At 71.5% G+C, this 25612-nt stretch carries 26 protein-coding genes; 15 read left to right on the top strand and 11 right to left on the bottom strand.

Translation table 11 applies throughout. The features are described 5' to 3' along the window. The first annotated feature begins 56 nt into the window (after nt 1-56). Genes QDS12_RS17290 through QDS12_RS17270 form a run of 5 tightly spaced genes read left to right on the top strand, consistent with a single transcriptional unit; the run spans nt 57 to nt 4926 of the window. Complete coding sequence (locus QDS12_RS17290) at nt 57-842, top strand: IclR family transcriptional regulator (protein ID WP_279881241.1); 786 nt, start codon at nt 57-59, stop codon at nt 840-842. Further along, a complete protein-coding gene (locus QDS12_RS17285) occupies nt 839-1504 on the top strand; it encodes a corrinoid protein (RefSeq protein ID WP_279881239.1) in 666 nt (221 codons plus the stop codon). Before QDS12_RS17290 ends, QDS12_RS17285 begins: the two co-directional genes overlap by 4 nt. Beyond that, nucleotides 1504-2385 carry a dihydropteroate synthase gene (locus tag QDS12_RS17280; RefSeq protein WP_279882190.1) on the top strand — a complete coding sequence of 294 codons (882 nt, stop codon included), beginning with the start codon at nt 1504-1506 and terminating at the stop codon, nt 2383-2385. Before QDS12_RS17285 ends, QDS12_RS17280 begins: the two co-directional genes overlap by 1 nt. Further along, the gene (locus QDS12_RS17275; protein ID WP_279881236.1) at nt 2382-4250 is read left to right on the top strand and encodes an ASKHA domain-containing protein; all 1869 of its coding nucleotides are present in this window, start codon (nt 2382-2384) and stop codon (nt 4248-4250) included. Before QDS12_RS17280 ends, QDS12_RS17275 begins: the two co-directional genes overlap by 4 nt. Nucleotides 4251-4263: 13 nt before the next feature. Continuing rightward, entirely contained in the window at nt 4264-4926 is a 663-nt protein-coding gene (locus tag QDS12_RS17270; protein WP_279881234.1) for a DUF1638 domain-containing protein, read from the top strand. Here QDS12_RS17270 and QDS12_RS17265 read toward each other — a convergent pair. Next, on the bottom strand, nt 4865-5674 hold the full coding sequence (locus tag QDS12_RS17265) for a methylenetetrahydrofolate reductase (protein ID WP_279881232.1): 810 nt from the start codon (nt 5672-5674) through the stop codon (nt 4865-4867). The two genes, QDS12_RS17270 and QDS12_RS17265, sit on opposite strands and share 62 nt — an antisense overlap. Nucleotides 5675-5833: 159 nt before the next feature. Here QDS12_RS17265 and QDS12_RS17260 point away from each other — a divergent pair, with 159 nt between their 5' ends. Together QDS12_RS17260 and QDS12_RS17255 are read left to right on the top strand one after the other, a co-directional pair. Next, nucleotides 5834-6400, top strand: coding sequence for a cyclodeaminase/cyclohydrolase family protein (locus tag QDS12_RS17260; protein ID WP_279881230.1), 567 nt, complete (start codon nt 5834-5836; stop codon nt 6398-6400). After that, complete coding sequence (locus QDS12_RS17255; protein WP_279881228.1) at nt 6401-8080, top strand: formate--tetrahydrofolate ligase; 1680 nt, start codon at nt 6401-6403, stop codon at nt 8078-8080. It abuts the gene before it with no gap. Nucleotides 8081-8834: 754 nt separating this feature from the next. Here QDS12_RS17255 and QDS12_RS17250 read toward each other — a convergent pair. Both QDS12_RS17250 and QDS12_RS17245 read right to left on the bottom strand, forming a co-directional pair. Continuing rightward, nucleotides 8835-9647, bottom strand: a complete 813-nt coding sequence (locus tag QDS12_RS17250) for an ABC transporter permease subunit (RefSeq protein WP_279881226.1) — start codon at nt 9645-9647, stop codon at nt 8835-8837. Then, nucleotides 9644-10543, bottom strand: a complete 900-nt coding sequence (locus QDS12_RS17245; RefSeq protein ID WP_279881223.1) for an ATP-binding cassette domain-containing protein — start codon at nt 10541-10543, stop codon at nt 9644-9646. Before QDS12_RS17245 ends, QDS12_RS17250 begins: the two co-directional genes overlap by 4 nt. 131 nt (nt 10544-10674) lie before the next feature. Here QDS12_RS17245 and QDS12_RS17240 point away from each other — a divergent pair, with 131 nt between their 5' ends. Further along, a complete protein-coding gene (locus QDS12_RS17240; protein WP_279881219.1) occupies nt 10675-11817 on the top strand; it encodes a sensor histidine kinase in 1143 nt (380 codons plus the stop codon). Next, on the top strand, nt 11814-12470 hold the full coding sequence (locus tag QDS12_RS17235) for a response regulator transcription factor (protein ID WP_279881217.1): 657 nt from the start codon (nt 11814-11816) through the stop codon (nt 12468-12470). Before QDS12_RS17240 ends, QDS12_RS17235 begins: the two co-directional genes overlap by 4 nt. A gap of 177 nt (nt 12471-12647) precedes the next feature. On the opposite strand, the gene glnA is transcribed toward QDS12_RS17235, so the two are convergent. Next, nucleotides 12648-14072: a type I glutamate--ammonia ligase gene (glnA, locus tag QDS12_RS17230; protein ID WP_279881215.1), complete on the bottom strand. Its 1425-nt coding sequence runs from the start codon at nt 14070-14072 to the stop codon at nt 12648-12650. Nucleotides 14073-14263: 191 nt separating this feature from the next. Between glnA and QDS12_RS17225 the strand changes: the two genes are divergently transcribed. After that, complete coding sequence (locus QDS12_RS17225; protein WP_279881214.1) at nt 14264-14677, top strand: RDD family protein; 414 nt, start codon at nt 14264-14266, stop codon at nt 14675-14677. Nucleotides 14678-14685: 8 nt separating this feature from the next. Further along, entirely contained in the window at nt 14686-15369 is a 684-nt protein-coding gene (locus tag QDS12_RS17220) for a hypothetical protein (protein ID WP_279881212.1), read from the top strand. Nucleotides 15370-15438: 69 nt separating this feature from the next. On the opposite strand, the gene QDS12_RS17215 is transcribed toward QDS12_RS17220, so the two are convergent. The 4 genes from QDS12_RS17215 to QDS12_RS17200 are packed head-to-tail and all read right to left on the bottom strand — an operon-like array spanning nt 15439 to nt 18671. After that, a complete protein-coding gene (locus QDS12_RS17215) occupies nt 15439-16143 on the bottom strand; it encodes a DUF4191 domain-containing protein (protein ID WP_279881210.1) in 705 nt (234 codons plus the stop codon). Nucleotides 16144-16173: 30 nt separating this feature from the next. Then, on the bottom strand, nt 16174-17115 hold the full coding sequence (gene lipA, locus QDS12_RS17210; RefSeq protein WP_279881208.1) for a lipoyl synthase: 942 nt from the start codon (nt 17113-17115) through the stop codon (nt 16174-16176). A 57-nt stretch (nt 17116-17172) separates the two neighbouring features. Further along, nucleotides 17173-17895 carry a lipoyl(octanoyl) transferase LipB gene (lipB, locus tag QDS12_RS17205; protein ID WP_279881206.1) on the bottom strand — a complete coding sequence of 241 codons (723 nt, stop codon included), beginning with the start codon at nt 17893-17895 and terminating at the stop codon, nt 17173-17175. Beyond that, complete coding sequence (locus tag QDS12_RS17200; protein ID WP_279881204.1) at nt 17892-18671, bottom strand: alpha/beta fold hydrolase; 780 nt, start codon at nt 18669-18671, stop codon at nt 17892-17894. Before QDS12_RS17200 ends, lipB begins: the two co-directional genes overlap by 4 nt. A gap of 69 nt (nt 18672-18740) precedes the next feature. Here QDS12_RS17200 and QDS12_RS17195 point away from each other — a divergent pair, with 69 nt between their 5' ends. Then, entirely contained in the window at nt 18741-19328 is a 588-nt protein-coding gene (locus tag QDS12_RS17195; RefSeq protein WP_279881202.1) for a hypothetical protein, read from the top strand. Here QDS12_RS17195 and QDS12_RS17190 read toward each other — a convergent pair. Together QDS12_RS17190 and sucB are read right to left on the bottom strand one after the other, a co-directional pair. Continuing rightward, a complete protein-coding gene (locus QDS12_RS17190; RefSeq protein ID WP_279881198.1) occupies nt 19294-20196 on the bottom strand; it encodes a TIGR01777 family oxidoreductase in 903 nt (300 codons plus the stop codon). The two genes, QDS12_RS17195 and QDS12_RS17190, sit on opposite strands and share 35 nt — an antisense overlap. A gap of 77 nt (nt 20197-20273) precedes the next feature. After that, a complete protein-coding gene (sucB, locus tag QDS12_RS17185) occupies nt 20274-22118 on the bottom strand; it encodes a 2-oxoglutarate dehydrogenase, E2 component, dihydrolipoamide succinyltransferase (protein ID WP_279881196.1) in 1845 nt (614 codons plus the stop codon). Between the two features lie 161 nt (nt 22119-22279). Between sucB and QDS12_RS17180 the strand changes: the two genes are divergently transcribed. Next, nucleotides 22280-22642, top strand: coding sequence for a hypothetical protein (locus QDS12_RS17180; RefSeq protein ID WP_279881194.1), 363 nt, complete (start codon nt 22280-22282; stop codon nt 22640-22642). Nucleotides 22643-22657: 15 nt separating this feature from the next. Here the strand turns inward: QDS12_RS17180 and QDS12_RS17175 are convergent, their stop codons facing one another. Further along, nucleotides 22658-24181, bottom strand: a complete 1524-nt coding sequence (locus tag QDS12_RS17175) for a leucyl aminopeptidase (RefSeq protein ID WP_279881191.1) — start codon at nt 24179-24181, stop codon at nt 22658-22660. Nucleotides 24182-24236: 55 nt separating this feature from the next. Between QDS12_RS17175 and gcvT the strand changes: the two genes are divergently transcribed. Beyond that, the gene (gene gcvT, locus QDS12_RS17170) at nt 24237-25346 is read left to right on the top strand and encodes a glycine cleavage system aminomethyltransferase GcvT (RefSeq protein ID WP_279881189.1); all 1110 of its coding nucleotides are present in this window, start codon (nt 24237-24239) and stop codon (nt 25344-25346) included. Beyond that, entirely contained in the window at nt 25343-25600 is a 258-nt protein-coding gene (locus QDS12_RS17165) for a hypothetical protein (protein ID WP_279881187.1), read from the top strand. The genes gcvT and QDS12_RS17165 overlap by 4 nt, the downstream gene beginning before the upstream one ends. The last annotated feature ends 12 nt before the right edge of the window (nt 25601-25612 follow it).

Below are 25612 nucleotides of genomic sequence, written 5' to 3'. Positions count from 1 at the left end.
CCTCATGATGTGGGCCACAGTTCCACAAGATGGGATCCGTGACCAGAGGAGCCCGGATGGCCGAGTCGTCGAGCGGCACGCAGGCGGTCGACCGCGCCATCGCCCTGCTCTACCTCGTCCTGGGCGCCGACCGACCGCTCACGTTCGCCGACCTCCAGGAGGCCAGCGGGCTGGCCAAGTCGACGACGTCGAGGATCCTGACCGCGCTCGAGCGCGGCGCGCTCCTCGAGCGCGGGGGCGACGGCTCCTATGTCGCCGGCAGCCTGTTCTCCCTCTATGCCGCCCGGCACGACCCGTGGGAGGAGCTCGTCCGGCTGGCCCGCCCCACGATGGAGCGCATCGGGGAGCAGACGTCGGAGACCGTGCACCTCTCCGTCGCCCGGGGCGACCGGGTCGCCCAGATCGCTCAGGTCGACAGCCGCTACCTGCTCGGCACCCGCGACTGGACCGCGATCGACGTGCCGCCGCACTCGTCGGCGCTCGGCAAGGTCTTCTACGCCTGGGGCGTGCTACCCATCCCGGAGGAACCGCTCGAGCGGCTGACCGACGCGACGCTGACGGAGCCGGAGGCGCTGTGGCGTGAGGGCGTCCGGATCCGGGCCCGCGGCTGGGCCTCGACCGACGGGGAGCTCGAGGTCGGGCTGACGGGCATCGCCGTTCCGGTCGAGGGTCCACGCGGCGACGTCGTCGCGGCGCTGGGCATCTCGGGTCCGACGGCGCGGCTCGAGCACCGCCTCGACGAGCTCGGGCGCAACCTGACGTCCCACGCCGCCCAGTTGTCGGACCTGCTGCGCGGCCGAGCGCCCGATCGCCGCGACGACCCCAAGGAGGGAGTGGCATGACACCGGAGGAGATCCTGCAGGGGCTCTACGACGAGACCCTGATCGGCAACGCCCCGCGCGTGCTGGAGCTGACCGAGGAGGGGCTCGGGCTCGACATGGCCCCGCAGACGCTGCTCTTCGACGCGCTCATCCCGTCGCTGGAGGAGGTCGGCGCCCGGTTCGAGCGCGGCGACTTCTTCGTGCCGGAGATGCTGATCGCCGGGCGCGCGATGGCGGGAGCGATGGAGCGGTTGCGCCCGCTGCTGGCCGAGACGGGGGTGGAGACCATCGGCAAGTTCCTCATGGGCACGGTCAAGGGCGACGTGCACGACATCGGCAAGAACCTGGTCGACATCATGCTCGAGGGCGCCGGCTTCGAGGTGGTCGACCTCGGTGTGCAGGTCGCGCCGGAGAGGTTCGTCGCGGCGATCGAGGAGCACCAGCCCGACATCGTGGGGTTCTCGGCCTTCCTCACCACGACCATGCCGATGTTCAAGGCCAACATGAACGCCCTCGAGAAGGCGGGGATCCGCGACTCCGTGATCGTCATGGTCGGCGGCGCTCCCGTCACCCAGGAGTACGCCGACGCCGTCGGCGCCGACGGTTACGCGGCCGACGCCTCCGCCACCGTCAAGAAGGCGAAGGCCCTGCTCCACGAGCGTCGCGCGAAGGTGCCGGCGTGATGCGGTACGACGGGGAGCCGCTGCACACGGTCCTGCGCTCGGCGAGCAAGGAGGTCGTGATCGGACACGACCAGCGCTTCTGCCTGATCGGCGAACGCATCAACCCGACGGGCCGCCGGCTCTTCCAGGAGCAGCTTCGCGCGGGGGACCTGTCTGCGGTCGAGCGCGACGTCAGGGCGCAGGTCGAGGGCGGCGCCGACGTGCTGGACATCAACATGGGCGTCCCGCTCACCGACGAGCCCGCCCTGCTCGACCAGGCCATCCGGCTGGTGCAGTCGCTGACCGACCTGCCGGTCTGCATCGACTCCTCGGTCGTCGAGGCACTCGAGGCGGGCCTGGCGGCGTACGAAGGGAAGGCGCTGGTCAACTCGGTCACCGCCGAGGACGAGCGGCTCGCGGCCATCCTGCCGCTGGTCAAGCAGCACGGCGCCGCGGTGATCGCGCTGCCGAACGACGAGGACGAGATCCCGATGGACGCCGACAAGCGCCTGGCGCTGACCGGCAAGATCATCACGGTGGCGACCGAGGAGTACGGGATCCCCAGAGCAGACCTCGTCATCGATCCGCTGGCCATGCCGATCGGCGCGGACACCGCGACCTCGCTGGTGACGTTCGAGACCATGCGCCGTATCCGCGACGAGTACGGCGTGAACATGAGCTGCGGCGCGTCGAACACCTCCTTCGGCATGCCGGACCGCCACACCCTGGGCGCAGCCTGGTTGCCGATGGCGATGAGTGCGGGCCTGACCAGCGCGATCATGGACGTGCGGACGCCGGAGATCGTGGCGGCGGTGAAGGCGGCCGACGTGTTCTTGAACCACGACGACTGGGGCATGGCGTGGATCGCTGCCCACCGGGCGAAGGCGGCAGCGCCGGCGTGACCGAGGCCGAGGCGCAACACGACGGGACCGGCCGCGTCGAGCTGTCGTTCACCGTGCGCGACCGAGAGCGCGCCACCCACCGCCAGGTGCGCGTGCCCCCGGGCGTCACCGTCTTCGACTCCGCCTCGTGGAACGGCATCGCGATCGACTCCACCTGCGGTGGCCACGGCACCTGCCACAAGTGCCGGGTCCGCATCGACGAGCGCTGCCCGACCACGCCGCACGACCTCAAGACGTTCTCGCGCGAGCAGCTCGACGCGGGCTGGCGGCTGGCCTGCCTGGTCAACGCCACCCGTGACCTCGAGGTGGAGATACCGCCGCTCACCACCCGGCCCAAGGCTGCGACCGTCGGCGTCGGCCGTCAGGTGATCCTCCGGCCGGCGATCCAGAAGAGGTACGTCGAGCTGGCGGAGCCGACCCTGGCCGACCAGCGCACCGACCTCGCCCGGTTCCTGGACGCGATCGACGACCTGGAGCCGGCGCCCGACCTGGCGGTGCTGCGCCGGCTGCCGCCGGTGCTGCGGGAGGCGGACTTCAAGGCGACGGCCGTCGTGGTCGGCGAGACGCTCATCGACGTCGAGCCGGGGGACACGACACGGGAGCAGTATGCGATCGCGTTCGACCTGGGGACCACGACCGTCGTCGCCACCCTGCTCGACGTCACCACCGGGACGCCCGTCGCGGTGGCGTCGGCGCTGAACCGGCAGCAGCCCTACGGCGGCGACGTCATCACCCGGATCAGCGCCACGATGCTCGATCCGCAGGCACTCGACCGGCTGCGCGCCGCGGCGTGCGAGACGCTGGCCGCGCTGGCCGGCGAGGTGTGCGGGGAGGGCGGCGTCGACCCGGCTCGCGTCTACGAGGTCGCCGTCGCCGGCAACGCCACGATGACGGCCCTGGTGCTCGGGATCGACCCCGAGCCGCTGGGCGTCGCACCGTTCGTGATGTCCGCCGCACAGCCGCCCGACGTCCTTGCCTCCGAGGTCGGGCTGGCGCTTCACCCGCGGGCCCGGGCGACCTTCTTCCCGGCCCTGGGGGCCTACGTGGGCGGCGACGTCGTCGCGGGCATGTTGGCCAGCGGCATGGACCGGGACAAGCGCACGCGCCTGTTCATCGACGTGGGGACGAACTGCGAGATCGTCGTCAGTGACGGCGACCGGATCCTGGCGACCGCCGCGCCGGCCGGTCCGGCGTTCGAGGGCGGCGTGATCCGGTGCGGCATGCGCGCCGCCGACGGCGCCATCGAGGTCGTGCGTCTCGGCGACGACGTCGAGCTCGGGGTCATCGGCGACGTCGAGCCACGGGGGTTGTGCGGCTCGGGGCTGGTCGACGCGGCCGCCGAGCTGGTCCGGACCGGGCTCCTCGACCGGTCGGGCCGCTTCGTCAGCGACGACGTCGCCAAGGAGGTCGCCCCCAGCCTCGCGGACCGGCTCCGGATGCTCGAGCAGCAGCGGGTCTTCGTCCTCCACCGGCCGACACCCGACGCCGAGCCGGAGGACTGCGTGGTCCTCACCCAGCGTGACGTGCGGGAGCTGCAGTTCGCGAAGGCCGCCATCTCCACGGGCTGGACGCTGCTGCTGGAGGAGCTCGGCCTGCACCAGGACGACGTGCAGCAGGTCCTGCTCGCCGGCTCCTTCGGCAGCTACCTCTCCGCCGCGGCGGCGGTGCGGATCGGGCTCGTCCCGGCTCTGCCGTTGCTGCGCATCGTCGCCGCCGGCAACGTCGCCGGCGAGGGGGCGAAGATGGCGCTGCTGTCCGTGCGCGAGCGCGCGGGCGCCCAGGCGCTGCTGGGGGAGGTGACCTATGTCGAGCTCTCGGACCGCCCCGACTTCAACGACCGTTTCGTCGACCAGCTCGCGTTCTGACCCGCCCGACCGGGTGGCGCTCGTGGCCTGCGGGGCGATCGCCGGCCCGTGCCGAGAGATCGCGGTGCGCCACGGCTGGCCGCTCGACGTCCACCCGCTCCCGCCGCTGCTGCACAACCGCCCGGCCGACATCGCCGCGGAGGTACGTCGGGCCGCGGTCCGGCTCGGCCCGGCGTACTCCTCGATCGCGGTCGGGTACGCCGACTGCGGGACCTACGGGGCGCTGGACGAGGTGTGCGAGGAGCTGGGTCTTCGGCGCCTGCCCGGGCTGCACTGCTACGACCTCTTCGGCGGGGCGGCGAACATCGAACGGCTCCTCGCTGCCCAGCCCGGCACCTACCTGCTCACCGACTTCCTGGTCAGGTCCTTCGCGAGGACGGTGGAGGAGGAGCTCGGGCTGGACCGCTGGCCCGAGCTGCGCGATGCCTACTTCGGTCACTACACGCGCGTCGTCTGGCTGGCGCAGCAGCCGGCCGAGGAGCTGCGCTCGCTGGCGCAGGCGGCGGCCGAGCGGATCGGTCTCCCGCTGACGGTGGTGGAGACCGGCGACGCGCGGCTCGAGCGCGCGCTTGCGGACCTGTGGGCGCTGGACCGCGGGGGTCCCGAGCAGCAGGTCAGTCCTGCAGCCGCCGCAGAAGGTCCTGCCGCCAGGCCTCCGTCTCGGCGAGCTGGTTGAAGGTGTAGACGTGCAGCCCCTCCACGAGGGCGGTCGGCTCGCTCAGCGTCGGAGCGCACTTGGCGAGGAACGACTCGCCCGTGAAACCGCCCGGAGCCGCCAGCCGGACGAGCGTCCGCCGGTGCTTCATCAGGAAGCGGGTGGACTCGCCGACCCCGATCTTGGTGGCCATCGACATCAGCTTGGCGCGCTCGACGGGGCCTGGTACGCCGAGCAGGAGCGGCATCGTGATGCCGCGAGCCCGCATGCGGTGGATCCACGCCCGGACGACGGCGGCGTCGAAGGTGAGGTTGCTGACCACGTGCGTGGCATACCGCCGCTTGTCCCACATGGACTGCACGGTGAGGTCGTCAGCGATCGTCGGGTGGGACTCGGGATAGCCGGTCACGCCCACGTGCGCGAACGGGCGCCCCAGCTCGGCCAGGTCCTGCAGGAGGGACAGGGCGTCGGGGTAGTCACCTGCGGGGTCGGCGTCACCGGCCGGCACGAAGATCCGCGAGATCTCCTTCCCGGTCAGGCGCTCGCAGATCGCGGCCAGCTGGGCGCGGTCGCGGACCATGCGCGCCGCGACGTGCGGCACGACGGTGTACCCGTGCCCGGCGAGTCGCTCGGCGAGGTCGAACGTCGCGTCGAGCCCCTTGGACGGGGAGGCGGTGATGGTGACGGCGACGACGCGAGGCACGTGCTCGAGCACTCGGTCCTCCGCGCTGGGTGTGGGCAGCACCTCGTACCGGGCCTGCTCGAGCAAGCGCACGATGGTTCGCCGGGACCTCGCCTTGTTGCGCAATACGGAACTCGTTTCGGGATGCGCACCAACGCCCGGAGTCTAGCCGTCGAGGTGCGTGGCGTCACGGTGCTCGCCCGGATGGGGGTTGCGCCGCGCGGCCGCGGCACTAGCGTGGCTCCCGTGGGCCGTGATGCCGACGTGGACGCCCGAACCGTCACCGACTTCCTGGACCGCCTCGCCGACCGGACACCGACTCCGGCGGGCGGCTCGGTGGCGGCCTTGTGCACGGCCCAAGCCGCAGCCCTCGTCGCCATGGTGGCGCGCTACTGCGAGGCGCCGGTGCTCGTCGAGCGGGCCGTGCGGCTGGTGGCCCGGGCGCAGCAGCTGGCGGTCGACGACGAGCGAGCCTTCCGTGCGGTCGCCGAGGTCTGGGAGGTCCCCCGAGGAGCGTGGTCCGACGACGAGGAGCGACGCTCCGCCATCGGCGCGGCCCTCCTGGATGCGTCAGAGCCCCAGGCACAGGTGGTCGAGACAGCGATCGAGGTCCTGGTGCTGATCGACCTCCTGCGCCCGGCCACGGCCGCGAGGCCCGGGCTGGCGTCCGACCTGGTCGCGGCCGGGGAGGTGGCGAGGGCCGGGTCGGCCATCGCTCGGATGAACGTGGAGTCCAACGTGCGCACCCTGCCGGACTCCGAGAGCCGCTCGCGCCTGCTGCGGCGCATGGGCGTCACGAAGGGGAGGGCCTGAATGCTGTCGGACATCGAGATCGCCAACGCGGCCGAGCTGCGCCCCATCACCGAGGTCGCCCTGGACGAGCTCGGGATCGAGCCTGCCCACCTGGTGCCCTATGGCCACCACAAGGCCAAGGTCGACCTCCGCTACCTCCAGTCCCTCGAGGGACGGCCGCTCGGCAAGCTGATCCTGATGACGGCGATGTCTCCGACGCCGGCGGGGGAGGGGAAGACGACGACCACCGTCGGGTTGGCCGACGCCCTCCGCGGGCTGGGCCTGAGGACGATGGCCTGTCTCCGGGAGCCGTCGATGGGTCCGGTGTTCGGCATGAAGGGCGGCGCGGCGGGCGGCGGGTGGTCACAGGTGGTGCCGATGACCGACATCAACCTCCACTTCACCGGTGACTTCGCCGCGATCGCGGCCGCGAACAACCTGCTGGCGACGCTGATCGACAACCACGTCCACCACGGCAACGCGCTGGGCATCGACGTCCGCTCGGTGGACTGGAAGCGGGTGATCGACCTCAACGACCGGGCACTTCGGGACGTGGTGGTCGGCCTCGGCGGGCTCGTGAACGGCTACCCCCGCGAGGACGGCTTCGACATCGTGGTGGCCTCCGAGCTGATGGCGATCTTCTGCCTGACCGAGTCCTGGGCCGACCTCAAGCGGCGGATCGGCGACATCGTGGTCGGCTACACCCGCGAGAAGAAGCCGGTCACGGCCCGCGACCTCGAGGCGCACGGCGCGATGGCGGTGCTGCTGCGGGACGCGCTCGCGCCCAACCTGGTGCAGACCCTGGAGCACACTCCGGCGTTCGTGCACGGCGGACCGTTCGCGAACATCGCGCACGGCTGCAACTCGGTGATCGCCACCCGGGCGGCGCTGCGGCTGGCCGACTACGTGGTCACGGAGGCCGGTTTCGGGGCCGACCTCGGCGCGGAGAAGTTCGTCGACATCAAGTGCCGCAAGTCCGGACTCCGTCCCGATGCCGCGGTCGTGGTCGCCACCGTTCGGGCACTCAAGTTCCACGGCGGGAGGGATGCTTCGGACCTGGGCCGCGAGGACCTCGGCGCCGTGGAGCGCGGCATGGAGAATCTTGCCCGGCACCTGCGCAACGTTCGTGAGGTCTACGGGATCCCGTGCGTGGTCGCACTCAACCGGTTCCCGACCGACACGGATGCGGAGATCGCCCAGGTGATCGACCTGGTCGACGACCTCGGCGTCCGCACCCATCCGGCGACCCACTTCGTCGACGGCGGCGCCGGCGCCACCGACCTGGCGAAGGGCGTCCTGGACCTGCTCGAGAATCCCGGTCCCATGGAGTTCTCCTTCACCTATCCCGACGGGCTCCCCCTCAAGGAGAAGGCGGAGACACTCGCCCATCGGCTCTACGGCGCGTCCAGCGTCACGTGGGACGGCAAGGCCAAGCGCCGGCTCGACCGACTCGAGGCCGACGGGTACGGCGGCCTGCCGGTCTGCGTCGCCAAGACGCAGTACTCCTTCTCGACCGACGCCACCTTGCGGGGGGCGCCGTCCGGCCACGACCTGCACGTGCGGGAGGTCAGGCTCTCTGCGGGTGCGGGGTTCGTGGTCCTCGTCTGCGGTGACGTGATGACGATGCCCGGGCTGCCGGCGAAACCTGCCGCCGCCCGGATCGACCTGCTCGACGACGGGACCATCGTTGGTCTGTCTTGACCGATGGATGGTCAGCGCGCACCTGCCGGGAGGCTCGGTCTCACCGCGACCACCCGCTCCGAGGTCTCCGGCCACGGGTCCGTCGGGCACGCGACCCGGTGCGGAGACACGTCCGGCCTGGGCGTCCAGTGGGCGCTGGGTGGGCACGCCGTCGGGGGAATCTTGGGGACAAGGCCGCTGGTGCACCTCGCACCGGTTGATCCATGCCGTGAGTGGATGGAGTTCAGCGAGGCATCGTCACACCTCCACCTGACGGTCAGGACGACGCTCATCGGCCGGCCAGCATCAGGGCGACGTACGCGGTCACGCGGTAGACCCACCGGTTCAGGCCGACCAACAGGTCGGGCAAGGGCGCCAACGGCAGCGCGCCGATCAGAGCGGCCGGTGACCAGGATCGCGAAGAACACCAGGAACCACTTGACCAGCCAGAGCCCACAAGTTCAGCTGCGGGTCCTGCGCGCCGACCAGGGTCACCGGGACGTCGGGCCCGACGGCTCCCGGGGGCTGACCGGGCCCGGCTCGGCGGGGGACCCGAGCGCAGGTCGCTGATCTCGTCGTACGACGCGCTGCCCAGATACCGCGCAACGTCGGGGCCCATGAGGGCGAGCAGGATGCCGATGACGAGGGGGACGGGGCGGTTCCCCCCTTCTCGCGCCGGGCGACGTCATGACGGGGGCGCTAAGCCGACGCACCCCGGAGCGGCGGTATCCGGAACCCACAGTGGGGTTCCGGAGAGCGCCGCCCGTGTGTGCGACTACTTGACCTCGGAGCGGCGCAGGGACAGCAGTCCGATGACGAGGGGAAGGGCGATCCAGATCATCGTGGTCGAGCCGAGCATCGCCCACTCCTTGACAGTGTTCGTGGCGCCATCGAGGAGCGCCACCTGCGTGTAGTGCCAGTCGATCCACGGCTGCAGGTCCTCGAACCACGAACGCACCTGAGCCAGGAGCGTGAGGATGCCCGGCATGACCAGTGAAGCGACGAAGTAGCCCACGATCGCGGCCGCGGAGTTGCGCAGCACGACACCGAGGGCGAAGCCGAAGGCCATGCCGACCAGGTTGTAGAGCATCACCTGGAGAGCCATGGACAACGAAATGTCCCACGCGGTGTCGACGCCTGCGAGCGCGGACCCGGCCACGTTGCCGAGGGCGCCGACCGCGAAGGCGACGGAGACGGCGCCGAGGCCCACCAGGAGGGTCGCGATCGCCTTGGCGCCGATCACGCGGCCGCGGCTCGGCACCAGCGTGAAGGTCGTGAGCCCACTTCGCTGGTTCCACTCACCTGTGACGGCCAGGATCGCGATGATCGGCAAGATCACTGACATCGGGTACCCGCTCGCCCTCACGAAGTTCTGGTAGGTGACGTCGCTGTTGAGGCCGAGGACGAGGAGCGACCCGGCCGAGATGGGCGACAGGACGCCGATGCTGATGAGCATCCAGAATCCCGAGCGGGTGTTGAACATCTTGCGCAGCTCGACCTTGACGAGTCGGGTGGTCGGGATGGGCTGAGCGGTCCGTCGGGCCGGCTCGGCCTCGATGGTGTCGGGAAAGACGATCGTGGCGGTCATGCCGCAACTCCTTCGCGTTGGGTGTCGGCAGTGAGGGACAGGAACATGTCTTCGAGCCCGGTGCCCTCGGCGGACCGGAGCTCGGTGAGGGCGATGCCAGCTGTCAGGGCCACCGCCCCGACCCGAGCAGGGTCGGCGTCCGTGCGTACCGAGCCGTCCCCTGCGAGCGTGCTGGGGATCCCGGCCCGCTCGAGGGCGTACGCGAGGTCGCGCGGTGATTCCGACCGGACGAGCGTCCCCGCTGCGGCCAGCAGCTCTTCCTTGCTGCCGGATGCGACGATCTTGCCGTTCCCGATCACGACCAGGTCGTCGGCGATGACCTCGATCTCGTGGAGCAGGTGCGAGGACAACAGGACGGTGCCGCCCTGGCTGGCAAAGGCCGTCAGCAGGTCGCGCATCCATCGGATCCCAGCAGGGTCGAGCCCGTTGGCTGGTTCGTCGAGGATCAGAACCCGGGGGTCCCCGAGCAGTGCGGTGCCGATGCCCAGTCGCTGACGCATGCCGAGGGAGTAGTTGCGCACCCGGCGCTTGGCCTCCGAAGGTGTCAGGCTGACGAGCTCGAGCATCTCGTCGACGCGGCGGCGGGGCAGACCCATGGTGTCAGCGGCGATCGTGAGGATCTCGCGTCCGGTGCGGCCTGCGTGCTGGGCAGACGCGTCCAGGAGGACGCCCACCTCGAGGCCGGGGTTGGGGAGGTCGGCGAACTGTTCTCCGTTGATGGTCGCAGTGCCGGACGTCGGGGCGGTCAGACCGACCATGACGCGCATGGTGGTGGACTTGCCGGCGCCGTTCGGGCCGAGGAAGCCGGTGACGCGACCCGGCAGGGCGGTGAAGGAGACGTTGTCGACGGCGGTGAAGCCGGCGTACCTGCGGGTCAGTGACTCAACAGTGATCATGTGACCACCCTCGGCGCGTCGCGGCGTGCGCACATCGGCATACGGGCCGGACCCATCTTGGCCATCGGGAGGAGCAGCGTCTCGTTCTTTCGGTCGGTCCCCGGGGCCTCGGCTGTCCCTAGGCTGGTCGGGTGGTCACCAACGCCCTGCGCTCGCTGTGGGCCGAGCCTCGCGCAGCCGCCGCTCCCGAACGGCTGTCGCGGGACTGGGTGCTGGTCGGGGTGTTGATGATGGCGGCGCTGCTCGAGGGCGTCTTCCGGGACGACGTCGTCTGGCGACCGTTCGCGACGATCGTGGCGGTCGGGCTCGCGCCCGTGCTGCTCTGGCGGCGTACCCAGCCCTTGGCCTGCGTCGTGGTGGGCTTCGGCACCGCGATGGCGTTGGGACTGGCGACCCTGGCGGGCGGCCCCTCGCACGTGGGGCTCAACGCAATGATCTACATCCTGGTGCTCGTCTACGCGCTGGTCCGCTGGGGCTCAGGGCGCGAGATCGTGATCGGGCTGATGTTCGTGCTGATCGCTGCGGTCATCGGTACGGTCGCCGACTACACCGGCCCGTCCGACGCCATCGGCGGGTTCGGCATCCTGACAGCGTCAGCAGCGGGCGGAGCGGCGTTCCGCTACCGCGCCGAGAGTTGGCGACGGGCGCTGGAGCAGATTCGCAGCCAGGAACGGGTAGGACTCGCGCGCGAGCTGCACGACATGGTCGCCCATCACGTCTCGGCGATCGCGGTGCAGGCGCAGGCGGGCCGGGCGCTGGCCGGGCAGCGACCCGAAGCGGGGCTCCAGGCGCTGGCGGCCATCGAAGGGGAAGCATCGCAGACGCTCGCGGAGATGCGGGCGATGGTCCGGGTGCTGCGCGAGGGAGCGCCGGCGGAGTACACCCCCCAGCCCGGTGTCGCCGACCTGGCGTCCCTCGCCCGCCGCGACCCGGTGCCAGTCGTCGACGTGGAGGTGCCGGGTGACCTGGACGAACTTCCGCTCCAGGTCGACGCGGCGGTCTACCGGCTGGCGCAAGAGGCGCTGACGAACGCCCTGCGGCACGCCCGCAACGCCTCGCGCGTGGAGATCCGGGTCGTCGAGGGTGAAGGAAGGCTGCGGCTACGCGTGACCGACGACGGACAGATCGACCCGGCGCGGCCGGCGAACCACGGCTTCGGGCTGCTGGGGATGACCGAGCGCGTGCAGCTGCTCGGCGGCACATTGCGCGCCGGGCCGGCGTCTGGCGGCGGGTGGACGGTCGACGCCGAGTTGCCGGTGGAGGTACGCCGATGACGGTGCGCGTGCTGGTGGCCGACGACCAGGACCTGGTGCGGACCGGCCTGTCCATGATCCTCGAGGCCCAGCCCGACATCGAGGTCGTCGGTCAGGCCGCGGATGGCCACGCCGCGGTCGAGCTGGCGCGCACGCTCCACCCCGACGTGTGCCTGGTCGACATCCGGATGCCCGGGCTCGACGGCATCGAGGTGACCGATCTCCTCGCCGGGCGGGGCGTCGCGGACCCCATGGCGGTGGTGGTGATCACTACCTTCGACCTCGACGAGTACGTCCACGGCGCCCTTCGGGCCGGCGCCCGAGGCTTTCTGCTGAAGGACGCTGGGCCTGAGCTGCTCGTCCAGGCCGTGCATGCCGCCGCCGTCGGCGACGCACTGATCGCGCCAAACGTCACCCGTAGGCTGCTAGCGACCCTTGCCGCGGGGGCCTCGTCGAAGCGCCGTACCCCACCGATCGATCCGCTCACCCAACGCGAGGAGGAGGTGCTGAAACTGGTCGCTGTCGGTCGCACGAACGCCGAGATCGCCGCCGAGCTGTTCATCAGCTTGACGACCGTCAAGACCCACGTCGCGAGCCTGCTGACCAAGATCGGCGCCCGCAACAGGGTCGAGATCGCGATGTGGGCCTACGACACCGGCCGCGTGGGGGACTAGAGGGCCACCCCTCCAGGAACTCCACTTGGGGTCGACTCGCGGCGCACCTCGGGCCCTCGGCTTGTAGGTCGTTGGCGGGCGACTGCCCGAGCGAGCGCGGGCCCGCTGCGGGCATCCCGGGGAAACCTCGCAGGGGCCGCACGCTCGTGCAGGTCAGGGCCGGTGTGGCCCGATCGGCTAGATGTCGTAGTAGAGCTCGAACTCGTGCGGGTGAGGACGCTGCTGGACGGGCAGGATCTCGTTGGTCCGCTTGTAGTCGATCCAGGTCTCGAGCAGGTCGGGGGTGAAGACGTCGCCCACGGTGAGGAAGTCCTGGTCGGCCTCGAGGGCCTCGAGGACGGCGCCGAGGGAGGTCGGCACCTGGTTGATCTCGGCCATCTCGTCCGGCGGGAGCTCGTAGATGTCCTTGTCGATCGGCGCGGGCGGCTCGATCTTGTTCTGGATGCCGTCGATGCCGGCGAGCAGCAGAGCCGAGAACGCGAGGTAGGGGTTGGAGGACGGGTCCGGGAAGCGGGCCTCGATGCGCTTGGCCTTCGGGTTCGACCCCGTGATCGGGATGCGGAGCGCGGCGGAGCGGTTGCGCGACGAGTAGACCAGCGAGATCGGCGCCTCGAAGCCCGGCACCAGGCGGTGGTAGGAGTTCACGGTCGGGTTCGTGAACGCGAGCAGCGCCGGCGCGTGCTGCAGGATGCCGCCGATGTACCAGCGGGCCAGGTCGGACAGTCCGCCGTAGCCGGCCTCGTCGTAGAACAGCGGCTCGCCGTTGTTCCAGACCGACTGGTGCACGTGCATGCCCGAGCCGTTGTCGCCGAAGATCGGCTTCGGCATGAAGGTGACGGTCTTGCCCGCCTCCCAGGCGGTGTTGCGGATGATGTACTTGAACTTCATGACGTCGTCCGCGGCCTTGAGCAGCGTGTCGAAGCGGTAGTTGATCTCCGCCTGGCCGGCGGTGCCGACCTCGTGGTGCGCGCGCTCCACGAGCAGGCCCGACGCCTCGAGCTGCTTGACCATCACGTCACGCAGGTCGGCGAAGTGGTCGGTGGGGGAGACGGGGAAGTAGCCGCCCTTGTACTTGACCTTGTAGCCGCGGTTGTCGCGCTCGAAGGAGTCGCCGGTGTTCCAGGCGCCGGCGTAGGAGTTGATCTCGTAGAAGCCGGTGTTGGCCTTCGTCTCGAACTTGACGTTGTCGAAGATGTAGAACTCCGCCTCGGGAGCGAAGTAGGCGGTGTCGCCGATCCCGGTCGTCGACAGGTACGCCAGCGCCTTGCGCGCGATGTTGCGCGGGTCGCGGCTGTAGGCCTCGCCGGTGATCGGGTCGTGCACGAAGAAGTTCATCGCCAGGGTCTTGGCGGCGCGGAACGGGTCGATGAAGGCGGTCGTCACGTCCGGGAAGAGGGCCATGTCCGACTCGTTGATGGCCTGGAAGCCGCGGATCGAGGAGCCGTCGAAGGCGAGGCCGTCCTCGAAGACCTCGGGACCGAAGGACGAGACCGGCACCGTGAAGTGCTGCATGATGCCCGGAAGGTCGACGAAGCGGATGTCGATCATCTCGACGCCCTCGTCCTTGATGTACTTGAACAGCTCGTCCTGGTTGCTGAACATCCGTCCTCCTTGGCTGCGCGCCTGGGGCGCAGCCTCGAAACGCTTGAGTGGTGATCCGACGGCCGCACTGTCGCCAGATCGTGCCTGAACGGTAAGCAGGCGCAGTTGCGCAGTCGTGTCGGAATTGTTTCAGCCATGTAACAGGTTCCCGGGCGCGGGGGTCCAGCGGCGTCCCCCTAGGCTGTCCCGCCATGACCGACCCGACGTACCCGACCGCCTCCTGGACCCGACGCGGCGTCGCGCTGCTCGTCGACTGGGTGGCGTCGACGCTGGTGGTGATCTTCTTCGTCGGCTGGCACGAGTACGCCTCGCCCGGTGGCCCCGAGCAGTTCTTCGTGCTCGCCGCGTACGTCGTCGAGTCGGCCGTGCTCACCGCACTGGCCGGTGGGTCCTTCGGCAAGCTCGCGACGCGGCTGCGGACGGTGCGCGTCAACGGCGACCCGCGCCCGCTCGACCTGCTGCGGGCGATCGCCCGGCAGATCATGGTCGCGGTCGTCGTACCGCCGCTCATCTTCCGGCCGGACGGGCGCGGTCTGCACGACCTCGCCGCCGGGACGGCGACGGTCACCCTCGACACCTACCGGAGCGTGTTCCGAGGAGCATGATGGGAGGCATGAACCTGCCCCCACCTCGTGTCCTGGCGGCCGGGGCCGCGGCCGCCGCCGTCCTCGCCCTGGCCGGATGTGGGGGCACCCGCGACGACGCCGAGCCGGCGACCACGGGGACGACGACCTCCGTCGGTGCCTCGACGTCCACGACGACCGCCGACTCCTCGGGCGCCAGGCGCTCCCTGGCCGACGTCCTCGCCAAGTCGATGACGGAGGGCAAGACCGCCCACATCACCGTCGACATGAGTGGCCAGGGCTCGGGCGAGGGCGATGTCAGCTTCGCCGGCGGCTCGCAGTCGATGCAGCTGAGGATGCAGGTGGGCGGGCAGAAGACCGAGGTGCGGATGGTCGACGGCGGCGTCTACGTGGCCGTCCCGGGGCAGGACGGCAAGTTCATGAAGATGGAGCTCGGTCAGGCCGGCCAGATGCTCGGCATGGACCCCTCCCAGGCGCTCGAGGAGCTCGAGAAGAGCGGCGCGGACGCCCAGGACCTCGGCAACGGCCACTGGCGGCTGTCCAAGGACGGCGTCACGACCGACATCTACGTCGGCTCGGACGGCTACCTGCAGAAGATCGTGGTGAGCAGCGGGAGCGCGCAGACCGTCACGATGACCTTCTCCGACTGGGGGAGGAAGATCACCGTCCAACGGCCCCCGGCGGCGGACACGGTGCCGATGCCCGGCCAGTGACCGGCCAGTGACCGGCCAGCGGCCGGCCAGCGGCCGGCCAGCGGCCGGTCACGGCCGGTCAGCGGCCGGTCAGCGGCCGCGCAGGTTGCCGCGCATGCCCTTCATGGACGTCGGGACCGGGCCCTTGGGGAGCGGGACCTTGCCGCGGGTGGCGTCGATCGCCTTGAGGCGGTTGAGCAGGTCGGTGATCTCGGCCGGCTTCACCTGACGCTTCTGCTTCATCACGGTGCGGACCAGCTTCGGCAGCGGCACCTGGCCCTCGCCGTCGCCCACGATGATCTCGGTGACGGGCACCTCGTAGAGCACCCGCTCGTGACGCTTGCGCTCGCTGACGAGCAGCGGGCGCAGCCTGTTCACGTTGCCCTCGCCGACCAGGACGATGCCCGGAGGGCCGACCACGCGGTGGACGACGTCCTGCTGCTTGTTGAAGGCGACGGCCGGCTCGGTCGTCCAGCCCTTGCGCAGCATCGTGAGCGCCGCGGCAGCGCCGCCGGGCTGTCCCTCGAGCCGCTTGTAGGCCGCGTGCTGGGCGCGGCGACCGAACACGATCATCGTCAGCAGGGTGCCGCCGAGGATCGCGCCGACGATCGCCATGACCAGGCCGAAGACGCCGGTGCCGGGCAGCACCCAGAACACGGCGAAGCCGACGATGGCACCGACGAGGAACGACCCCAGCAGCCACAGACCGATGGACGGGTCGGACTGCTTGGTCAGCCGGTAGGTCTCGACGATCTGCCGGCGGCGGCTCATGGTGCTCGGATCGACCTGGGACATCTGGTGCTCTCTCAGTTCAGGACGGAAGGGTCAGGCGGAGATGCCCTCGCGGGCCTCGATCGCCTGACGGTACAGGCGACCGGCCCGGTAGGACGAACGAACGAGCGGGCCCGACATGACGCCGGAGAAGCCGATCTGGTCGGCCTCCTCGCGCAGCTCGACGAACTCCTCGGGCTTCACCCAGCGCTCGACCGGGTGGTGCCGGACGCTCGGGCGGAGGTACTGCGTGATGGTGATGAGCTCGCAACCGGCGGCGTGCAGGTCGCGCAGGGCCTGGGAGACCTCCTCGCGGGTCTCGCCCATGCCCAGGATGAGGTTGGACTTGGTGACCAGGCCGAAGTCGCGCGCCTGGGTGATGACGTCGAGCGAGCGCTCGTAGCGGAACGCGGGCCGGATCCGCTTGAAGATCCGCGGCACGGTCTCGACGTTGTGGGCGAGCACCTCGGGGCGGCTCTCGAAGACCTCGCGCAGCAGGTCGGGCTTGCCGTTGAAGTCGGGGATGAGGTTCTCGACGCCGGTGTCGGGGTTGAGCTCGTGGATGGCGCGGACCGTCTCGGCGTAGAGCCAGGCGCCGCCGTCCTCCAGGTCGTCGCGGGCGACGCCGGTGATGGTGGCGTAGCGCAGGCCCATGCTCTTCACCGATTCGGCCACACGGCGCGGCTCGTCACGGTCGAGCGGCTGCGGCTTGCCGGTGTCGATCTGGCAGAAGTCGCAGCGGCGCGTGCACTGGTCGCCGCCGATGAGGAACGTGGCCTCGCGGTCCTCCCAGCACTCGAAGATGTTGGGACAGCCGGCCTCCTGGCAGACGGTGTGGAGTCCCTCGGACTTCACGAGCTGCTGGAGGTGTTTGTACTCCGGGCCCATCTTGGCCCGGGTCTTGATCCATTCGGGCTTCCGCTCGATCGGGGTCTCCGAGTTGCGGACCTCCAGCCGGAGGAGCTTGCGACCTTCGGGTGCTGGCGCAGTCGTCACGCGTTCAGGGTACGCCGAGAGCCCACTCCGTCCGCAGTCGGGACCGTTACCGCCCGGTCACCCGCGAGAGGGTGTCAGCAGCTCGATCCGCGGGCCGTGCGCGGGCTCCGGTTTGGGCTCGTAGTCGGGTGTCGACTCGTAGGGCTCCCAGGCGAGGAAGCGCTCCAGGTCGGCACGCAGCACCGGCAGCGCCTCGGCGACCGTCACGTCGCGGCCCGTCTCGACCGACAGCGTGCTGACGCCCGCGTCGGAGATGCCGCACGGCACGAACCGGTCGTACCACGCCAGGTCGACGTCGCAGTTGAGCGCGATCCCGTGCATCGTGACGCCCTTGCTGACCCGCAGGCCGATCGCACCCAGCTTGCGCTCCTGTCCGCGGTCGTCGGCGGCGTGCCAGACACCGCTGCGGCCCGGCACCCGGGCCGTGGGGACCTCGTGGGCCGCGCAGGTGCGGATCATCGCCTCCTCGAGGCGGCGTACGAAGTCGACCACCTTGACGTGGTCGGGGAGCCGGACGATCGGGTAGGCGACCAGCTGACCGGGGCCGTGGAACGTGATCTTGCCGCCGCGGTCGACGTCGACGACCGGCGCGCCGTTGGTGTCGACCGGGCGCTCGTGCGGGTCGGTCCGCTTCCCGGCGGTGAAGACCGGCGGGTGCTCGAGCAGGAGGACGGTGTCCGGCTGCTCGCCCGCGACGACCTTCGCGTGCACCTCGCGCTGCAGCTCCCACGCGGCGAGGTAGTCGATCGTCCCGATCTCCTGGAACAGCAGCTCAGTCACGCTGCGAGGGTACCTCCGAGGAAGGTCAGCTCGGCCGGCAGCACCCGACGCCAGTAGCCGCGGTCGTGGCTGCCGAAGGAGAAGCCGCCTCCGGGCCGGTGCGCGAAGCCGGAGCGGTAGCTGCGCACGGCGTCGGCGAACGGGTCGCTGCGGCCGCAGTCCACGCGGACGGGGATGCCGTCGAGCTTCCGCTGGTCGCCCATGACGGAGTAGCGGCGGTAGTCGGCGGCGTCGTCGAACCCGGAGTGCGACGCGGATGCCGGGTCGGTCCACAGGGCGGGGCTGACCGCCGCCACACCGGCCACGCGGGACGGTCCGAGCAGGCCGGCGAGCCGCAGGGCGCCGTACCCGCCCATCGACCAGCCGATGAGGGCGATCCGGTCGGAGCGCAGGTCGTGGTCGGCGAGGCGGGGGAGCAGCTCGTCGGTCACCATCGCGCCCGCGTCCTCGCCGTCGTGCGGGTGCCAGTACGACGTACCACCGTCCGGGGCGACGAGCGCGAACGGCGTCCCCGCGGCCGCCAGCGCCGCCGCTCCGCCGATCGCGGGCACGTAGCCGTGGTCGCCGCCGAGACCGTGCAGCGCGACGACCACGGGCAGCGTGCCCCCGGCGCCGCGCGGGCGCATCAACGTCCAGCGCGTCGTCCGTCCGCCCCGCGCCGCCGAGACGAACTCGTGGGTCTCCACCGAGACGCCGTGGGCGACGCCCGAGGCCCGGGCACAGCCGCCGGTCGCGAGTCCGGCGGCGGCCACGAGGACGGTACGACGGCTCAGCACCCGCAGATCCTGCCCTGGGTCTGTGGACAACGCCGGCGCCGACGCGCGGTCGGCGGGAAGAGTGTCGGCATGGATGATGCTCGGCCTCCTGCTCAGCGCCTGCTGGTCCCGATCCTCGTCGTCGGGCTGCTGGCCGGCGTGTTCGTCGTCCTGGCCTGGCCGACGACGGGGTCCGGCGGGAGTGGGACGCATCCTGGGGGTCGATCGGTTGCGACGCCGGGCGGCGCGCCGGATCGTCGGCCGGGCGGGCCGCCGCGCGTGGAGGCGCAGGCGGCGGCCGTGCTCCGTGCCTGGGACCGGCAACGTGCCGCTGCGTGGGCCGCCGGCGACGGCGGGGCGCTGGCGGCGCTCTACGTGCCCGGCGCGAGCGCGGGCGACGCTGACGTGGCGATGCTCCGGGACTGGACCACGCGCGGGCTGGCGGTCGACGCGCTGACCACGCAGCTGCTGGCGGTGCGGGTCCTCGGCCACGGGCAACATCGCTGGGTGCTGCGCGTGCGCGATCGCGTGACCGGTGCCGTGGCGGCCGGCGCCGGCCGCTCGGAGCCGCTGCCGGCAGGAGCGACCGCCGTGCGGGAGGTGGTGCTGCGCCGTCTCGGCGATGGCTGGCGGGTCGCGTCGGTCAGGCCGGTACCGACGACTCGAGGGCGGCGGTGAGGATCGCGCGGATGTCGGGGTCGCGGAACTCGAAGCCCGCGGCGATCAGCGCGTCCGGCCGTGCGTCGACCGAGGCGAGGAGCTCGGGGGAGAGCCGGCCGGCGCCCAGCCGGATGAGCGGTGCCGGGACGGCGAGCAGCGCCGGACGGCCGACCAGGCGAGCGAGCTCCGTGGTGAACTCGGCGTTGGTCGGTGGCTGCGGACAGGTGATGTTCACGGGGCCCGCGACGTCGTGCTCGACGAGGTGAGCGACGGCGCCGACCCAGTCGCGCAGGGAGATCATCGGCATGCGCTGGCGGCCGTCGCCGATCCGGGTGCCGAGTCCGGCCCGGAAGACGGGGAGCAGCTGCTGCAGCGGCGGGCTGCTCCGGTCGATGACGGGGCTGGTGCGCAGGAACGTGACGCGCCCACCGGCCTCGACGGCGGGACGGGCGGCGTCCTGCCAGTCCCGGCACACGGTCGTCATCAGCGTGTGGCCCCGGCTGTCGGCCGCCTCGCCGACCGCGTGCGATCCGTGGTCGCCGTACCACCCGATGGCGTTGCCTGCGAGGAAGGCCGGGCGTCGCTGCGACGCGGCGATCGCCTCGGCCAGCACCCGTGTGGTGATGACCCGGCTGTCGTGCAGCCGCCGGGACCACCGGTGTGAGTGCGGGTTGCCGAAGGTCGGGCTGCCGGCGAGGTTCACGACGACGTCGGCCGCCTCGACGACGTCGGGGTCGAGCATGCCGGCGTAGGGGTTCCAGCGGGACTCGCCGGCGCCCGCCGGGCGGCGTACGAAGGCGGTGACCTCGTGGCCGCGTCTGATCAGCTCCTCGCGCAGGTGCGACCCGAGGAACCCTGACGACCCGGCGACCACGACACGTGCCATGGGCCCAACCTACCGACCCCGAAATGCACCGAGTCGCGGGCTCTGACGTGCAGAACCCGCGACTCGGAGTGGAGAGGTCAGACCTCGAACGCGCCGGCCTCGAGACGCGTCTTGACGTCCCTCAGGAAACGCCCGGCGTCGGCGCCGTCGACCAGGCGGTGGTCGTAGGTCAGCGACAGGTAGACCATGTAGCGCACGGCGATGGTCTCGCCGAGGTTCGGGTCGTCGATGACGACCGGACGCTTCACGACGGCACCGGGGCCGAGGATGGCGACCTGGGGCTGGTTGATGATCGGGGTGTCGAAGAGCGCCCCGAAGCTGCCCAGGTTGGTGATCGTGAAGGTGCCGCCCGAGAGCTCGTCCGGCGTGATCTTGTTGGTGCGGGTGCGCTCGGCGACGTCGGCGATCTTCTTCGCCAGGCCGGCGATCGAGAGGTCGCCGGCGTCCTTCACGACCGGGGTCAGCAGGCCACGCTCGGTGTCGACGGCGAACGCGATGTTCTCGCGGTCGTAGTAGGTCACCTCGCCCGCCTCGGTGTTGAGGTTGGCGTTGAGCTTGGGGTGCTGCTTCAGCGCGTCGATCGCAGCCTTGGCGAAGAACGGCAGGTAGGTCAGCTTGACGCCCTCGCGGGCCAGGAACTCGCCCTTGAGGCTGTCGCGGAGGCGGGCGATGTTGGTGACGTCCACCTCCATCACCTGGGTGAGCTGCGCCGAGGTGTGCAGCGACTCGGTCATCCGGTCGGCGATGACCTTGCGCAGCCGGCTGACCTTCTCGGTCGTGCCGCGCAGCGGCGACGGCGACACCGGAGCGGCGGCCGCGGGAGCACCGGCGGCCGGAGCGGCGGGCGCTGCCGGGGCGGCGGCTGGAGCCTTGGCGGCCTCGGCCGCGGCGAGCACGTCCTCCTTGCGGATGCGACCGCCGACGCCACTGCCGTTGACCGCACCGAGGTCGACGCCGTGCTGGGCGGCGAGCTTGCGCACGAGCGGGGTCACGTAGCCGTGGCCGTCGCCCGACGCGCTGGCGGCAGAGGTGTCGGCAGAAGCCGGCGCGGCCGGGGCCTGGGCGGGCGCGGCGGCGGCCGGAGCGGCAGGCGCGGCCGGAGTCGCGGCCGGTGCGGGAGTCGGCTCCGGCGCAGGAGTCGGCTCGGGGGTCGGCGCGGGCTCGGCGGCGGGCTCGGCCTCGGCGGCGGGCTCGGCCTCGTCGGCGGGCTCGGCCTCGTCGGCGGGCTCGGCGGCGGCCTTGGGCTCGGCGGGAGCGGACGGAGCAGACGGAGCCGCCGAGGCGTCGCCCACGATCGCGAGCTCGGCGCCGACCTCGACCGTCTCGTCCTCCGAGACCTTGATCTCGAGGAGCGTGCCGGCGACCGGCGAGGGGATCTCGGTGTCGACCTTGTCGGTGGACACCTCGAGGAGCGGCTCGTCGACGGCGACGCTGTCCCCGACGTTCTTGAGCCAGCGGGTGACCGTGCCCTCGGTGACCGACTCGCCCAAGGCGGGAAGCGTGACCGAGGTGCCGGACGTGGCGCCGGTGGTCGGCTGGGTGTCGGCGGTCGGCTTCGGAGCCTCCTCGGCGGCCGGCGCGGGCGCCTCGGCGGCGGCGGGCTGCTGCGCCTCCTGCTCGACGGGCTCGGACTGCGCGGGTGCCTCGGGCGCTGCCTCCGGGGCCGGGGCGGAGTCCGCCTCGTCGGCGGCACCGACGACGGCGAGCACGGCGCCGACCTCGACGGTGTCGTCCTCGTTGGCGCGGATCTCGAGGAGCGTGCCGGCGACCGGCGAGGGGATCTCCGTGTCGACCTTGTCCGTGGACACCTCGAGCAGCGGCTCGTCGACGGCGATGGTGTCGCCCACGTTCTTGAGCCAGCGGGTGACGGTGCCCTCGGTGACGGACTCTCCGAGTGCCGGCAGTGTGACTTCAGTGGCCAATGCAGTTCCTTCGCTCGCCTCTGTTGATGCGCCTGTGATGCTTGGGGTCCGGGATTCCCGTCCGCGCCCCATCTTTGCACCCCGACACGCGGGGTCGACACCGGGGCGAGTTACCCACAAGTCACCCTCCACCGCGTGCGACACAGGGCACACTTGGCGTCATGTCGTTCCTCGACCGCTTCCGTCGTGCCTCCGGCGTCCGGATGAACCGGCCGGCCCGCGACGCTCGTCGCACCGGCTCGACCCGCGTCCGGGCCGCCGACGATGCCGACGTCGCGTACCTCGCGGAGTTCATCGCGTCGCGGCGCGGTGTCGAGGGCTTCGTCGAGCCGCGGACGGCGGTCAGCGACGTCACGCTCCTGCTGGTCGCCCACGACGGTGAGTGGACCCGACGGCGGGTGCCGTCAGCGGCGTGGGCCCACCACTTCTGCAACGACCACATGACGCCGTCGTACGACGCTGCCGTCGTGGGCATCCCGCAGCGGATGCGGGACTACAACCGCCGCAAGAAGCAGCAGGGCTGAGCCGACGAGGCTCGGTCAGCGAGCTGCCAGCGCCCGCAGGTAGTCGACCAGAGTCGTGACCGAGACACCGGTGCCGCCGAAGGCGACATGGCCATAGGCCCCGCCCCCGTTGTACGCCGGCCCGGCGATGTCCAGGTGCGCCCATGGCAGCCCGGCGGTGAACTCGCGGAGGAAGGCCGCCGCGAACAGCCCGCCACCCCAGCGGATCCAGTCGTGCTGCGCCAGGTCGGCGACCTTCGACGAGCGGATCCGCTCGTCCATGATCTCCGGGATCGGCATCGGCCAGCTCTCCTCACCGGCCGTCTTCGCGGCCGCAAGGACCGCCTCCACGACCTCCGGGGAGCCGAGCACGCCGGTGATCTTCTCGCCCAGGGCGGCGACCATGTGCCCGGTGAGCGTGGCCACGTCGATGATGACGTCCGGCTTCGCCTCGGTGGCGCGCACCATGGCGTCGGCCAGGATGAGCCGGCCCTCGGCATCGGTGTTGCTGATCTCGACGGTCGTGCCGCCGTAGAGCGACAGCACGTCGCCGGGTCGAGCGGCCGAGCCCGAGACCATGTTCTCCGCCATCGGGGCGTAGGTGGACAGCCGCACCGGCAGCCCGAGCGCAGCGACGGCGAGGGTCACCTGGACGACGGTCGCGGCACCCGCCATGTCCTGCTTCATGTCGTGCATGGAGCTGCCCGGCTTGAGCTGCAGGCCGCCGGTGTCGAACGTGACGCCCTTCCCGACCAGCGCGACGTGCGCCACCGGGTCGGCGGGCTCGTAGGTCAGCTCGACGAGCCGGGGCGGGGCGTCGGAGCTGTTGCCGACGCCGAGGATGCCGCCGCAGCCCATCTCGGCGAGGGCGACCTCGTCGAGCACGGTCACCGACACCTCCGGGGCACCCTTGGCGACGCCCTTGTTGTGCGCCGCCACGGCCGCCACGACCGCATCCGCGAACAGCGGGGGAGTCAGGTCGCTGGCCGGGATGTTCACCCAGTCGCGGGTCCCGGCCACCGCGGCGGCGACCACCTGCGCCTCCTCGAAGGCGGCCGTCGCCTCCCTGCGTCGTGCGGCCGGGCTCAGGACGATGACCTCGCCCGGCCCGCGGGACTCCGTGGGAGCCCGGTAGGTCGTGAAGGTGTAGCCGCCGAGCAGGTGGCCCTCCGTCACGGCCCTGACCAGCTCGGGGGAGTCGGCCGGCAGCGCGAGCGCGACCGACGTGGCGTTGGGGACGGCGCGCGCGGCCGCACCCGCCGCCCGGCGTACGGCGTCGGGGGCGGGGTCGGCGCCGAGGCCGACCAGGACCAGCAGGGAGGTGGCGAGGGTGTCGCCGACCGGCACGCGGACGACCTCGCCCTCCTTGCCGGTCACGCCGAGCGTGGCGAGCAGCGGCCGGAGCTTGCGGCCGTAGGCCGACGCGACCTCCTGCGCCCCGTCGGCGAGCTCCGGACCCTTCGCGCCCTGCACCACGCCGACGACGACCGCCTCCGCCCGGGTCTTGGCGGGGCTCGCGGTCCTGAGGGAGTAGTGGGCGCTGGCCGACGACACTGTCACGGGGCGCAGATTACCCGCGGCGGCGCCGCGGCCCGCCTGCGGTAGTTTGCGCGCTATGTCCGACGATCTCCTGCAGTCGCCGCTCCACGACCGGCACGCCGCTCTCGGGGCCAAGTTCGCCGAGTTCGGTGGCTGGTCGATGCCCCTCGAGTACGCCGGCGCCGGCGTGGTGAAGGAGCACGCCGCCGTCCGTGACGCGGTCGGGATCTTCGACGTCAGCCACCTCGGCAAGGCCATCGTGACGGGGCCCGGCGCCGCGGGGTTCGTCAACGCCACCCTCAGCAACGACCTGCGCCGCATCGGGCCCGGGCAGGCCCAGTACACCCTCTGCCTCGACGACGAGACCGGTGGCATCGTCGACGACCTCATCGCCTACTACCGCGACGAGGAGCACGTGCTCCTCGTCCCCAATGCCGCCAACACCGGCGAGGTCGTCCGCCGGCTCACCGCGGCCGCCCCCGAGGGCGTCACCGTCACGAACCACCACCGCGACTACGCCGTCCTGGCGGTCCAGGGCCCCAAGTCCGACGAGGTGCTCGACAAGGTGGGCCTGCCGACCGGCCACGACTACATGTCCTTCGTGACGGCCGAGTTCGCCGGCGTCGGGGTCGTGGTCTGCCGGACCGGCTACACCGGCGAGCGCGGCTACGAGCTGGTCGCCGCCAACAGCGCCGCCGGCGAGCTGTGGGACAAGCTCCTCGAGGCTGGGGCGGACCTCGGCATCCAGGCCTGCGGCCTCGGCGCGCGCGACACGCTCCGCACCGAGATGGGCTACCCGCTGCACGGCCAGGACATCTCCCTCGACACCACCCCCAACCAGGGCCGCCTCGGCTGGGCGGTCGGCTGGAAGAAGGACACCTTCTGGGGCAAGGCCGCGGTCGTCGCCGAGAAGGAGGCCGGCCCGAAGCGGATCCTGCGGGGCATCGTCGCCACCGGGCGCGGCATCCCACGGCCTCACATGCAGGTCTTCCTGAGCGCCGACGTGGCGGCCGGCGAGGTCACGTCCGGCACGTTCTCGCCCACGCTGAAGAAGGGCATCGGGCTGGCGCTCGTCTCGACCAGCGTCAACCCGGAGGCGGAGGTGAGCGTCGACGTACGCGGCCGACGTGAGGTCTTCCAGCTCACCCAGCCGCCCTTCCTCGACACCTCGGTCCGCGAGTCGTGAGCCTGCCCGACCTGCCGCCCACGTTCCGGCAGCCCGCGCCCGCCGACCGCCCGTGGTGGTGGCGGCTCGTCGACGTCCTCGGGGCCGAGGCCTCCGTCTCCGCCGAGTACGCCGACCAGCGGTTCGCGTCCCAGGGCGACGCCGAGTCCTGGGTCGGTGAGGTCTGGCGGGAGCTCGCCGAGGAGGGCGTCGACTCGGTGGTGCTGTTCGAGCACGACCGCGAGGTCTACGGGCCGATGTCCCTCCGCCCCTGAGTTCCACCAATC

This window comes from Nocardioides sp. CER19 (assembly GCF_029846275.1).
Taxonomy (GTDB): domain Bacteria; phylum Actinomycetota; class Actinomycetes; order Propionibacteriales; family Nocardioidaceae; genus Nocardioides.
This window is presented reverse-complemented; position numbering and strand designations above follow the sequence as displayed.

Coding starts and splice junctions, on each gene's coding strand:
- QDS12_RS17215 (WP_279881210.1), bottom strand. CDS start 16,143: ATGTCCCAGGTCGATCCGAGCACCATGAGCCGCCGCCGGCAGATCGTC.
- QDS12_RS17250 (WP_279881226.1), bottom strand. CDS start 9,647: ATGACCGCCACGATCGTCTTTCCCGACACCATCGAGGCCGAGCCGGCC.
- QDS12_RS17220 (WP_279881212.1), top strand. CDS start 14,686: ATGAACCTGCCCCCACCTCGTGTCCTGGCGGCCGGGGCCGCGGCCGCC.
- QDS12_RS17190 (WP_279881198.1), bottom strand. CDS start 20,196: ATGGCACGTGTCGTGGTCGCCGGGTCGTCAGGGTTCCTCGGGTCGCAC.
- QDS12_RS17235 (WP_279881217.1), top strand. CDS start 11,814: ATGACGGTGCGCGTGCTGGTGGCCGACGACCAGGACCTGGTGCGGACC.
- QDS12_RS17195 (WP_279881202.1), top strand. CDS start 18,741: ATGGATGATGCTCGGCCTCCTGCTCAGCGCCTGCTGGTCCCGATCCTC.
- QDS12_RS17255 (WP_279881228.1), top strand. CDS start 6,401: ATGCTGTCGGACATCGAGATCGCCAACGCGGCCGAGCTGCGCCCCATC.
- QDS12_RS17285 (WP_279881239.1), top strand. CDS start 839: ATGACACCGGAGGAGATCCTGCAGGGGCTCTACGACGAGACCCTGATC.
- QDS12_RS17225 (WP_279881214.1), top strand. CDS start 14,264: ATGACCGACCCGACGTACCCGACCGCCTCCTGGACCCGACGCGGCGTC.
- QDS12_RS17245 (WP_279881223.1), bottom strand. CDS start 10,543: ATGATCACTGTTGAGTCACTGACCCGCAGGTACGCCGGCTTCACCGCC.
- glnA (WP_279881215.1), bottom strand. CDS start 14,072: ATGTTCAGCAACCAGGACGAGCTGTTCAAGTACATCAAGGACGAGGGC.
- QDS12_RS17290 (WP_279881241.1), top strand. CDS start 57: ATGGCCGAGTCGTCGAGCGGCACGCAGGCGGTCGACCGCGCCATCGCC.
- gcvT (WP_279881189.1), top strand. CDS start 24,237: ATGTCCGACGATCTCCTGCAGTCGCCGCTCCACGACCGGCACGCCGCT.
- QDS12_RS17180 (WP_279881194.1), top strand. CDS start 22,280: ATGTCGTTCCTCGACCGCTTCCGTCGTGCCTCCGGCGTCCGGATGAAC.
- QDS12_RS17280 (WP_279882190.1), top strand. CDS start 1,504: ATGCGGTACGACGGGGAGCCGCTGCACACGGTCCTGCGCTCGGCGAGC.